The sequence below is a fragment of the Levilactobacillus yonginensis genome (assembly GCF_964065165.1).
Taxonomy (GTDB): Bacteria; Bacillota; Bacilli; order Lactobacillales; family Lactobacillaceae; genus Levilactobacillus; species Levilactobacillus yonginensis_A.
Genome location: NZ_OZ061549.1, coordinates 260,876 through 273,348, shown reverse-complemented (window position 1 = coordinate 273,348; position 12,473 = coordinate 260,876). Strand labels below are relative to the sequence as shown.

The following is a 12,473-nucleotide window of genomic DNA, read 5'->3' as shown; positions in this document are numbered from 1 at the left end:
TAACACTTAATTGCCTAATCCCTTAAAGAAATTAACGATGCTATTCCAAATTCTCACAATGAAATTCTCAGCTTTTTTAGCATCAGCACTGTTAGCGAAGTCTTTAACACCCGCCATTTTATTGCCAATACTGTTGGCTAGACTATTTGCCACATTTGTTACATTAGTGACGTAGCTCTTACTCGTAGAGACTGGGGCTTGTTGAACTTTACTCAAAGCCACCGCAATATTGGTGATCTGCGTTGAACTAGTATTCTTGGAAATCCCTCGTTTAGCCAAAGCCTTGTTCAGCATGTCTTCGATGTCTGATTTAGTTGCCAAGTCGTTGCCATTTTGACGCTGTTTAGCCAAGTCAGAGGAAACATCCCCCACAGCGGCCATCAGCTTCCCAGGGTACTTCTTGTCATTATTATTCGAATCAATCGCTGGTTGAGTGGCATCTAGTACGCCATTAGCTGCTTGCGTGTTTTCTGAATTCAGTGTTAAGCCATCGGCAGCCAGCGCTTTATAAACGCCAGTCAGCGCCGATTCACCAGAAACGGACTTATCAGCCGTGACAGTGATAATCACGTCCTTAACCCCAGCCATGGTAGCAACCATCGCATATTGTTGCGAGGTTACTTCGGTAATGTTGTTGCTACCATTGTAATCGGCAATGTTAACCTTGACACCAGTGCCAGGGTCAGCCGGTGCTAGCGCCACGGAGCTGATCATACTAGCGTCAGTCGTACCTGCTGAATTCAGATACTTCGCGTAATCACTGCCAGAAGCAGTCAGCGACGTGTAATTAGACTTAACGCCCAATGCGGTCGAAACGGTGTCCTTATCTTCACTTGCCAATCCAGCGCCATAAACCACGTACGCCTTCGAGAGTGCCTTGGTCTGAACCGTGCTTCCACTATCAGACGAAGTACTGTCACCAGTTGTACTGCTCGTCGTATCCGCAGTATCCGCCGTATCGGCGTGGACCCGGACGGTACTGCCACCAATTCCGACAGCCAAGACAGCGGCTGCAAGACCTAAAATAACGTGTTTGAGTTTCATCATGATCCCTCTCTTTTCACTATTTTCTTAATCGATTCCCTTAAGCTGAGTATAGCATGTGCCGTGTAGCTGGTCGCATTTTAACCCAGACCTTAGAGAATTCTTCAGACTTGAAATTATTGCCAAAACCGCCGTGCACCGGCATATTCAGCCGCAAACTTCGGTGTTGTCAGAGAGGTTAACTGGACGTTCTCGCCTGGTTTAGGTGCATGTAAGACCTGACCACTGCCCGCATAGAGTCCAACGTGGTGAATTGGGCCCGTACCGTGTTCCCGAGCAAAGAAAACCAGATCCCCAGCCGTCAAAGCCTCTGGGGCGATGGGATAGCCATTCGCAAACTGATCTTGGGCGTCTCGCGGTACTGAGTATCCTAAAGCCCGATGTAGGGCGTAGACTAAGCCAGAACAGTCAAAACCTTGTGGCGTGATACCACCCCAGAGGTACGGCGTATCAATGAACTGTTTGCCTAGTGTTAATAACCGACTACCGTCATCAGCACCAGTAACGCCCAACTTAGCGGCACTTGCTGAAATCCAGCCGTGGCCCAAGGGTGTCACCACCTGAATCCACTCTGCATCCTGGCCAGTGGTCGTTAGGATTGTGCCCAATGGTAACTGCGCAATCGGTTGACGGTCGGTGTCTAATAATGTCGTCTCCGGCTGTACGAGCCGAACCGTTGTCGTCGGGTATTCCAGCTCTTCATCGTCAGCCGTCATTTGTGACAATGGCACCCAGCCTGGGTATCCCCGCCGTTCCTGGCGACTATCTTGGCGTTTAACGAAGACGTGGGCCCAGTCACCTTCAACCCGATCCAACACAACGCGGTCGTTGAATAATGCCTCGGTCACAATACAGTCTTGATCAGATAGGCGTTCCTGGTCTGTGGGCTGTAAACTCGCTAACCATTTGGTCAAATCGCCATCTTGTATGTAGTCTTGATCCACTTCAGTTACAGCAGTCGGCGCTGACCAAACCAGTGCCGTCGGAACCTTGATCCGTCTAATTTCCATTAAAACCGCCTCCAGTGTCTTTACGTCCAATATACCAATAATTTCAAGAACTTACTAGTTGAGGACGTGACTTTCTTTAAATCCAGTCAGAAAAAAGAGCATCTGGCTCTCAGTCACAGATGCTCTTCCCAAGTTACTTCAGTTGTAGGTATGCTTGCACGACGGCGTCCGGGGTAAAACCAGCCATTTTCATCACGGCTGGACCATTGCCACTCGCACCAAACTGTTCCTGTAATAAAGCGGTTCCATCAAGACCAATGTACCTATACCAATCACCACCGCTAGCCATTTCAATAGCTACCCGGCGACGAAGATGGGCTGGCAGCACACTCTCACGGTAGTCTGCTGACTGAGCATTGAAGGTCACCATTCCCGGCATGGAAACGACCCGAACATCGTGACCCAACGCTAATAACTTTTCTTGGGCTTGCAAGGCTAATTGTACTTCAGACCCAGAAGCCATCAGAATCCCTTCCGCCTCATCCTGGGCATCGGCAACCACGTACCCGCCCCGCTTAACACCACTTCGAACACGAGCAGCTGGCTTAGGTAACGTCGGCAATCCCTGACGGGTCAACACAATCGCCGTCGGATGGTCCGTTGCTAGCAGAGCTTCCCGCCAAGCAGCGACGGTCTCATTGCCATCGGCTGGTCGATAAACGGTGAGCCCTGGAATCGATCGTAATGCCGCTAATTGTTCCACCGGTTCATGGGTCGGACCATCCTCACCCACGGCTAACGAATCATGAGTAAAGACGTAAATTACAGGTAATTGTTGCAGCGCTGCCAAACGAATGGCTGGCTTCATGTAGTCCGAGAAGACAAAGAATGTCGACCCATATACTCGGGTACCACCATGTAACGCAATCCCATTCATGGCTGCCGCCTCAGCAAACTCCCGCACGCCAAACCACAAGTTGCGACCCGTTAAATTATCCGGTGCAAATCGTTCTTCATCATTGACAGCTGTCTTATTGGAACTAAAGAGGTCGGCAGACCCACCCCAGAGGTTTGGACATTGGGCACTCAGTTGTTGTAAGACCTCATGACCACTGGCCCGTGAGGCAAGTGCATCTTTCTTATAATAGGTGGGTAATTGCTGATCCAAGTCATCTGGAACAGCTTTGCTGATGCCCTTAGCAAACTGTGCTGCTAACTCAGGCTCTTCGTTTGAGTACCGAGCGATGAGGTTGGACCACTCCTGGTGGCTTGCCCAACCACGCGATTTGATGGTAGTCATAAAGCGCTCGTGAACCGCAGCTGGTACCGTGAATGGATCGGCATTCCAGTGATAAAATTTCCGGGTTGCCGCTAAATCTTCATCATTTAGAGGTGCGCCGTGAACCTTGTTCGTACCAGCATTAGGACTCCCCGCCCCAATTTCGGTCTTTACTTCAATCAAGGTCGGGCCATCCACGTTGGCCTTGGCCGCTTCAATGGCCCGGTTAATTGCTCCCAGGTCATTACCATCTTCAACCAACCAGTAGTTCCACCCATAGCTGGTAAAACGTTGACCAACGTTGTCATGACTCGCATTAGCTAGGGGACCATCGAGTGAAATGTCGTTTGAATCATACAGTACAATTAGCTTGTTTAAGTTTAACTGACCTGCGAGGCTGGCAGACTCCGCGGCTACCCCTTCCATCAGGTCGCCGTCCCCACACAATGCATAAGTATAGTGATCAACCACGTCAAACCCATCCTGATTGTAATCCCCTCGCAGATGAGCTTCTGCCATCGCCATCCCCACGGCCATGCCAATTCCTTGCCCTAGTGGACCCGTCGTGGCGTCAACACCAGGGGTAACGCCATACTCCGGATGACCAGGCGTTTTACTACCCAATTGCCGAAAATTCATCAAGTCGTCCCGACTCAATGTAAATCCGCTAAGATGCAACAAGCTGTACAGCATCGCTGACCCATGACCCGCGGATAAAACAAACCGATCCCGATTAAACCACTGCGGAAATGAGGGGTCCACCCGTAAGTGTCGTGAAAATAGCACGTATGCCATGGGTGCTGCCCCCAATGGCAACCCAGGGTGACCGGAATGAGCCCGCGAAATCATATCCATGCTCAGCATACGAACGGCATTAACCGCTTGCTGATCAGTTTCATCAAAATTAGTCGATTCGGAACGTGTAGCTGTATTCAACATCACAAATAACCTCACTTAATCCGGCCGGACTGACCACGGCCAAGCATTTTCGTTGTACCAAAGTACAACCTGGTTGATGGATAACTACCAACTTTCATAACTATACCAATTAAGCAATTATAATGCAACCAATTTCGAAAAGACTGGTCTATAGCGGTTTTGCGGTCATCAAACTATTTATGCCAAAATATACCGATTTATCGATATTGCAACCGGTTGTCACTCGTCCCACAAAAAAACGACAATCTTTCCGAAAACTAATCGAAAGATCATCGTTTGTTAAGTTATTTTCTGAAACTAATCTTTAGCACTCGCAGCTTGAACCTGGTCAAACGTAGGAATCGATGGCATAGCACCTAAACCTTGAACGGTCAATGAACTTGCGCGTTGTGCAAAAACTAAAGCCGTAGCAATATTACTCAAATCTGGCAATAATTGAGAGCTCAGTGCACCAATAAACGTATCACCAGCGGCCGTGGTATCCACTGCCTTGACCTTGAAAGCTGGGACGAAACCCTTTTCTTTTTCAGTTGCGTAGTAAGCACCCTTACTCCCAACCGTAATAATCAGGTTCTTGACACCCATTTCACGGAATTTCTTGGCATTCGCATCCATAGACGCCACGTCAGTTACCTCAATGCCAGTTAACTCAGCACTTTCAGTTTCGTTAGGAACCACTAAGTCGGTCACCTTTAAAATTTCTGGGTCGATCTTAGCAGCTGGGGCTGGATTTAAAATCGTCGTGACATCATGCTGCTTTGCCACCTTAAATGCAGCCAACGTCGCTGCCTGTGGCGTTTCAAACTGAGTAATCAGAAAATCAGCCTTGGCAATTTCACTCTCACGAGCAACCACTTCTGCTGCCTCAATCTGTTGGTTCGATCCACCATATACCAAAATACTATTCTGACCCGCTTCATCTAACAGAATGAAGGCAGAACCGGTACCCACCGTTTTGTCCGTGATAATGGCACTGGTGTCAATGTTATCGTTATTCAGAGATTCAACCATGAAACGACCGGCATCATCATTACCGACCTTCCCGATAAAACTAGTCTGTGCACCGGCACGGGCAGCAGCAACCGCCTGATTGGCACCCTTTCCACCAGCAGCACTCGTCTTGTTTTCAGTAGAAAGTGTTTCCCCCGGTTGAGGCATCCGTGCAACGCGTAGCGTCGTATCAACGTTGAGACTTCCCAGAACCGTAACTTTGTTTGACATAATTAACCTTCACTCCTTAAGCAGAATCGTTTGTAAAACGTTTTACGTATTGCCGACACACTGGGCAACCCGTTTTGAATAACCCTAGCGTATCATGTTTCGAAAAGGCTTACAAGAACTAAATAAAAATTATTTCACCGGCCCCGTGCTTTCACGATTCCGGAGTTCAACCGGTAAATTAACCAGTTGTTCCGGTTGACGTTGGTCCTGAATCCGATTGATCAGCAAGGTCGTTGCCTGCTGACCCATTGTCACCACTGGCTGATGAATTGTGCTCAACTTAGGAACGACGTACTCATCCAAATCGATATCATCGTACCCCAGCACTGAAATGTCCTCGGGAACCTTGAGTCCCTGTTCATGTAAACCGCGGATTAGGCCCAGAGCCGTCTCATCATTAATGGCAAAGACTGCTGTCGGTTTCTGAGCCAAGACAGCCGAGGTGGCCTGGTACCCCCCTAATTTTGTCATGGCTGCCGTCACAACGGCCGTAGTGGCCAGTTGGACGCCCAGTTCTGCCAATTGCTTACGAAACCCATCCAACCGAATCAGTAAATTTTGAGTGGGGTGCTCGGGCATCACCACGGCAATCCGTCGGTGTCCCAATGCCACTAAATGTTGCGCAGCTAGCTGTCCCCCCTGTTGGTCATCAATTCGAACCCGGTCAACGCTGGGGCCGCCGTTCTGATCAATCAGCAGATAAGGAATGCCATTTTTCTTTAAGATGTTATCAATTGCTTCACCCGTGATGGAAGCACTCGCAATAATCAAGCCATCCACCGCGCGTTTAATCAGCTCTTGAAGGTAATAGCTCTCTAATTTTTCATCGTGATTGGCGCCAAAGATCAACGGGATGAAGTGTCGGTCCCGACTAGTCTGTTGCACACCGCGAATGAACATGCTGAAGAAAGGGTTCCCCAAGTTTGGCACCAACACACCGATGGTCTGCGCCGACTTCATGATTAAGTTACGAGCGTTGAAGTCAGGCACATACCCCATCTCTTCTTGTAGTTGATGGACCCGCCGACGCGTATCCAGGCTAAAACGTTCGCCCTTGCCATTCAGAATCTGTGAAACTGTCGTGACCGAGACGCCCGCCGCTTCTGCAAGGTCCCGAATCGTTACTTTACGTGTCATAGCAACCTCCACCATTTCCTTTAACCCTGTCCCCATTATACCCCACGCCCGGGTAAATTATGTGACCAATTTTGATTAATCATCTAATACGCCGGATTCTCCGAAATTGTCGTCTCCGGCGTTCAAGGCGAGAGCCAACTACATTGAGAAAAAGGTCAGCAAGTATGCCCCCCTCTAAAGACAGCCATTAAACCAAGACACCTCGAAATAGCTTTACTTTAAAATCTAATTAAACACAAAAAATGGCCGTCAAGTTGCGACAACCATTCCGAATATTTCTATATTAAATTAAGCCTTTAAAATCTTATCGATTGCAGCCAATTGCTCTGGATCAAACGCTAAGTTCTGAACCGCCTTGATATTTTCCAGCAAGTGTTCAGACTTAGATGCACCAGTGATCACGCTCGTAATCACTGGGTTATGCAACAACCAGGCCAGCGCCATGTGTGACAACTTTTGGCCCCGACTCTGCGCAATCTGATTCAGACCTACCAACTTTTGATAGAGCTTGTCACGGCCCTGTTTCAAGATATACTCACTAGACCAGTGAATGTCAACGTCTTCAGGAATTCCGTCCAAGTATTTGTCAGTCAATAAACCTTCACACAACGGACCATACGCAATTGCACCAGCATTGTTTTCCCGCAACCGGTCAAATAACCCGTCGTCCGCAGCGGACTGGTTCAACATATTGTAAGAAACTTGGTCGACCACAAATGGTGTATGCAGGTCTTTAAAGATCTTGATCATTGCCAGAGCTTGTGGGGCGGTGTAGTTAGAGATACCAACGTACAAGGTCTTACCTTGTTTCACCAAATTATCCAAGGCAACGGCCGTTTCCTCTGGGTCCGTTTCCGGATCAAAGCGGTGACTGTAAAAGATGTCAACGTAGTCCAAACCCATAGCCTGAAGCGACCGATCTAATGAAGCGGTCAAGGCTTTTCGCGAACTCATTTGTCCATAAGGCCCTGGCCACATGTGAAAACCGGCCTTACTACTGATGATCAACTCATCACGATAAGGTTTCAATTCCCGTTCCAAGACTTGACCAAATAACCGCTCCGCTTCGTAAGAACCGGGACCGTAGTTGGCCGCTAGATCAAAGCTAAAAATTCCGGCGTCAAACGCCTTGAGGATGATGTCGCGGGTGTCACCGTAATTCGCGTTCTCCCCAAAACTATGCCACATGCCAAAAGAAATAGCTGGTAACTGAAAACCCGTGTTACCAGCCCGCCGAATTGGCATTTTTTCATAACGATGTTCATCTGCAAGATACATTTTGCCACTTTCCTTTCCTCTTATACCTAGTCTAAAGTATAGAGAATTGGTGTGGACCAGTCAAGCCAAGGGGTTACTGTTGATCATCATTTAGCTTGACTGCTTGTGACACGTGACCACCGGTGGCTGCCAGCAAGCTCTTAGCCTCGGCAATGGTTCCCTTCGTTTCAATCAAGACAATAGCCAGAGGAACGTTATTCCCCGCCCGATCTAAGGCCCGCTCTGCAGCAATCATGGACGTCTGAGTGGCCTCAGCAATAATCTTCTTGGCCCGTTCGAACGTCTTGCCATTGGTTGGTACCACGTTGATCATCAGGTTTTGATAGACCTTACCGGACTTAACCATGATGCCCGTAGACAGCATGTTCAACACCATTTTTTCCGCGGTCCCGGCCTTTAAAAGCGTGGCTCCCGTGATGATCTCGGGACCGACAACCGGCGTAATCGGGTAGTCTGCCAGCTCAGCCAAAGGACTGCCTTCAATGCAGGAAAAACCAATGCCTAAGGCACCTTGTTTTTGTGCAAAGTCCAGTGCTGCCAGTGTGTATGGTGTTTGACCAGAAGCAGCACTCGCCACTACCACGTCCTGTGCCGTCAAATTGACCGCTGCTAAATCATCGTGGGCTAATTCAGGTGAATCTTCAGCTGACTGCACCGTATGCGTCAGCGCGTCAGCACCACCGGCAATCAAGCCGAAGGTCTGCTCAGCCGTCAACCCATAAGTTGGTTGTAGTTCCGTGGCGTCAATCACTCCTAAACGACCAGAGGTCCCAGCGCCAATATAAATCAGACGGCCACCCTGATCAAACTTGGGATAGGCAGCGTCAATTGCCGCCGCAATTTGAGGCAATTCCTTCTGTACCGCCCTTGCTACCCGGTGGTCCTCCCGGTTAATCGTTGCTACCATTTCTAACGTGGACTCCCGATCGATGTGCGTCGACCGGTGATTACGTTGCTCTGTTAGTAAGTCGTCAAATTGCATAGTGTTCTGCCTCCAGCTCCGTGAATTGTTTATGTATTCGCTTTCATAAGTCTTACTCTAGGTATAACATGTTTCATACACAATTTCAATTCTCAATTAAAATCAACCGGGAGTTTCTCCGGTCACCAGTCAAAAGTTGACCAACCTTCGCCCGTAGCAAAGATTTTCTGAAACGATGTTGAAGCCTTGCCCCCATCCGTCTTTCAAACAGCCTACTTTTCCAATTAGAAACAAGAGTTTCAGTTAAAATACAAAAAGCGTACAGAATTTTCATTCTGTACGCCGCTTCACGTGACTACTTTTTCAGTTCCATCCATTGGTACCCGCGACTCATCCCCGCTGGATTCCAAACATAACCAGAGACCTTGGGATTCCACATTTCAACCGTAGCTGGTTGATACAGCGGTACCAGGCCCTGTTGCGTCATCAATCGCTTTTCAGCGCTAACTAAGTCTTGGTAACGAGCGGTTGGATTGTTAGCATCCTGATTCTCAGACTTCTTAACATCGCTATCGTACTTGGCGTCGGAGAAGCCACCATTATTATTGGTATTACCAGTACTCATCAGCGATAGGAAGTTGATGGGATCAGCAAAATCAGCACCCCAACTAGAGATAACTAAGTCAAAGTTACCTGCATTCGACCGACTTAACCGGGTCTTGTACGGCAACGTATTGATAGAAACCTTAACGTTCGGCAACTTCTGCAATTCAGCTTGAATGTACTGGGCAACCGTCTTCGTAACACTGGTATCGTCAGCCATCAACGTTAAGTCCAACTGCTTCGTACCGGACGCCTTCAATCCAGCCTTCATTAATTTCTTGGCTGCCGTCAAATTGTAGACAACCCCATCTTTGACGTAAGCATCCTTGGCAAAATCAGCCTTAGTCTTAGGATTCTGTGTCAAATTCTCTGATACAAAGCCAAGTGGTGCCTTAGACCCATCACGTAACACACTTTTAGCCAGTTGCTTTTTATCAATCGCCAGTGACAGCGCCTGACGAACCTTCAGGTTTTTCAGTGCCTTGACCCGCTTTTGATTCATCTGCATGTAATAGGTTGTCCCACCAACAAAAGTCTTCATGTCACTATTATTCTTCAAGTTCGCAACCTGTGTTCCATCTAAAGTCGTGGCATCCAGTTCCTTCTTTTGATACAAGTTCAAACCAGTCGATGGATCCGCCACAACCTGGAAATTTAGCTTCTTTAAAGTAATTGCTTTTTTGTCCCAAAATTGCGAATTCTTTACCAGTGTCCAGCTTTGGTCAGTCCCTTGCCACTTGGTCATAACAAATGGACCATCGTAAGCTGTCTTGCCACTGGAATGACCGTAATCACTACCATACTTTTCCACCACACTCTGTTCCTGTGGGAAGAAAGTTGGAAAGGCCAGCAATAATTTGAAATAGGCCACTGGTTTACTTAAAGTCACCTGTAGCGTCGACTTGTTCAAAGCCTTCACGCCAAGTTGACTAGGCGCCACTTTGCCACTCTGAACGGCGCTATAGTTTTTAATTCCCGCCATCAGGTAGGCGTATTCAGCCGCCGTCTTAGGGGCGACCGTCCGCCGCCAAGAATAGACAAAATCCTGAGCAGTGACTGCCTTACCATCGTTCCAATGATTATTCTTCCGGAGATTAAAAACGTAGGTCTTCCCGCCATTTGAAACCGTGGTCTTCGTAGCCAGTGCGTTAATTAATTTTTCCTTTTTACCTAACCGATACAATCCCTCTTGGGTGTGGTATAGCTGGGTCAAACTGGTCGAGTCCGCCGCTTTAGATACATCCAGCGTGGTGACCTCGGATTTAGTCGAGAGCTTGACGTCTTGCTTAGCCGCCAACTGCCCCGAATTATTCGAAGACGTTGACTTGCCGCAGGCAGCCAATCCCCCGGCTACCAATAGTGTCACTCCGATTAAAAGTCCTAACTGTTTTCCCTTCAAAACATTCGCTCCTCAATCTAATTTAGTTGCATGTAACCATTTTAACCGTCCTGCTCGTTCAAATAAAGCGCCAAGCCTCAAAAGCCGTAATTCTTCTCCCTTCGCGGCGTTAAACTGAATGCCTAGTGGTAACCCGTCGGCTGTAACTGCAGTCGGCAGACTAATTGCCGGTTCACCGGTGAGATTGGCCTGTTGTGTGAAAGGCGAACGCGTCAGTGCTGGTAACCATTGGTCATAGATCAACTGTTTCTGAGCCGCAACAGACAGCTCTGCAATGTCGGCCATTTTAGCCGTATTTTCTGATGAGACAAGTGAATCTCCCACCTCAGGTGCTGGCCAAGCCGTTGTTGGCGTCAACACCACCGGATACCTTGCGTGTAGCTGAGCCATCTGCCAAGCCGCCTGATCCCATTCACCCAGTGCCAGGCTGTAATCGGCGGCGGTCGTCTTCAGACCCGTCTGATAAAGAGCCCAGGTCAGCAGCTCCATGTCGTCAACCTGCAGTGGCCGTCCAAGCTCCGCGGCTAGTTCGCTCATCAAGGCCGCGGTCTCCCCAGCATTCATGGTGTAATAACTTTCCATGAGCGTGACACCATCAACTGGGTTACGTACCTCTTCCACATTAAATCCCTGATTCTCCAAAAAGCCAACGGCTGACATCACGGCTTGAACAGCCTCGGGACTAACCGGTGTCCCCACCGGTGATTCAGTGGTATAGCCAATCAAGCCAGGTTGAACGGGTTGTTCTAGCTGAGTGGTAAAGCCTGGTCGCACTAAGGGCGTTTGAAAGACCGCGGCGGGCTGTAGGACCTGTAGACTGTCCAGTAGAGCTGCCGTATCTTTAATTGAACGTGTTAGTCCAAAATCAATTGCTGCCCCCTGCCAGGACCGCCAGTCATCAAGACCTACGGGAACCCGTCCACGAGTTGGTTTTAACCCAATCGTCCCAGACCAGGATGCTGGTATCCGAATGGAGCCACCCCCATCACTCCCAGCCGCAATGGGTACCAAGCCAGCAGCAACCGCTGCCGCTGCTCCACCAGAAGAGCCGCCGGGTTGATAATCTAAATTCCAAGGATTATGTGCATCCCCATACAACTGGGAATCCGTAATATTTTTAAACCCAAATTCGGGATAATTGGTCTGACCGATCACAATAAAACCAGCCCGTTGCAAAGCTTCAACAAAAAAACTGGTCCGTGAAGCCACGTTAGCTTTCAACAATCGGGAACCACTGGTACTCGGCAGGCCCTGCAACTGTTGGCCTAATCCCTTCAATAACAGTGGAACACCCAAGAAGGGTTGGCCCGTATCAACCTGTCTGGCAGCTTCCTGCAACGCTTGCTCCTTGCGCGTAGAAATTACCGCGTTCAGCTGGGGATTCTGCCGGTCAATTTCTGTAAACGCGGCTTCAACTAACTCCCTGCTAGTAACCTCACCACGACGCACGCGTCGTGCCCACGTTAACGCGGGCGTCCCAATCCAATCATTCAGTCCCAAACGGACCACCTCCTCAGATTTCTATGTAAAAATAAATGTGTATAGCTCGTGCGTTTCAACACCCCCGTCATGGAAGCCTTGTCGACCATAACGCACCTTGATGTTACACATCTCCACGGTATCCTATAGACCTAAACTAGCACAAACCAGGAGACAACACCACTTTTCCGACCACCCAGTTGTTGCCCCGCCAACACAAAA

General features: G+C 48.8%; 9 protein-coding genes. All 9 read right to left on the bottom strand.

All coding sequences use genetic code 11. The annotated features are described in order from the left end of the window. Positions 1-6: 6 nt before the first annotated feature. The 9 genes from AB3Y94_RS01340 to AB3Y94_RS01300 all read right to left on the bottom strand — a co-directional run bounded on the left by AB3Y94_RS01340 (position 7) and on the right by AB3Y94_RS01300 (position 12,272). On the bottom strand, positions 7-1,044 hold the full coding sequence (locus AB3Y94_RS01340) for a DUF1002 domain-containing protein (protein WP_367296463.1): 1,038 nt from the start codon (positions 1,042-1,044) through the stop codon (positions 7-9). A 116-nt stretch (positions 1,045-1,160) separates the two neighbouring features. Continuing rightward, positions 1,161-2,054 (bottom strand): NlpC/P60 family protein, encoded by an 894-nt coding sequence (locus AB3Y94_RS01335; RefSeq protein ID WP_367294798.1) that lies wholly within the window; start codon positions 2,052-2,054, stop codon positions 1,161-1,163. Positions 2,055-2,187: 133 nt separating this feature from the next. Beyond that, the gene (gene tkt, locus AB3Y94_RS01330) at positions 2,188-4,212 is read right to left on the bottom strand and encodes a transketolase (RefSeq protein ID WP_367294797.1); all 2,025 of its coding nucleotides are present in this window, start codon (positions 4,210-4,212) and stop codon (positions 2,188-2,190) included. 297 nt (positions 4,213-4,509) lie between these two features. Beyond that, positions 4,510-5,433: a ribokinase gene (gene rbsK / locus AB3Y94_RS01325; protein ID WP_367294796.1), complete on the bottom strand. Its 924-nt coding sequence runs from the start codon at positions 5,431-5,433 to the stop codon at positions 4,510-4,512. Between the two features lie 129 nt (positions 5,434-5,562). Beyond that, positions 5,563-6,570 (bottom strand): ribose utilization transcriptional repressor RbsR, encoded by a 1,008-nt coding sequence (locus AB3Y94_RS01320; RefSeq protein ID WP_367294795.1) that lies wholly within the window; start codon positions 6,568-6,570, stop codon positions 5,563-5,565. 288 nt (positions 6,571-6,858) lie between these two features. After that, positions 6,859-7,848, bottom strand: coding sequence for an aldo/keto reductase (locus AB3Y94_RS01315; RefSeq protein WP_367294794.1), 990 nt, complete (start codon positions 7,846-7,848; stop codon positions 6,859-6,861). A gap of 73 nt (positions 7,849-7,921) precedes the next feature. Continuing rightward, positions 7,922-8,830: an N-acetylmuramic acid 6-phosphate etherase gene (gene murQ, locus AB3Y94_RS01310; RefSeq protein ID WP_125682598.1), complete on the bottom strand. Its 909-nt coding sequence runs from the start codon at positions 8,828-8,830 to the stop codon at positions 7,922-7,924. Positions 8,831-9,125: 295 nt separating this feature from the next. Next, a complete protein-coding gene (locus tag AB3Y94_RS01305; RefSeq protein WP_367294793.1) occupies positions 9,126-10,772 on the bottom strand; it encodes a peptide ABC transporter substrate-binding protein in 1,647 nt (548 codons plus the stop codon). A gap of 12 nt (positions 10,773-10,784) precedes the next feature. Continuing rightward, positions 10,785-12,272, bottom strand: a complete 1,488-nt coding sequence (locus AB3Y94_RS01300) for an amidase (RefSeq protein WP_367294792.1) — start codon at positions 12,270-12,272, stop codon at positions 10,785-10,787. Between the last annotated feature and the right edge of the window lie 201 nt (positions 12,273-12,473).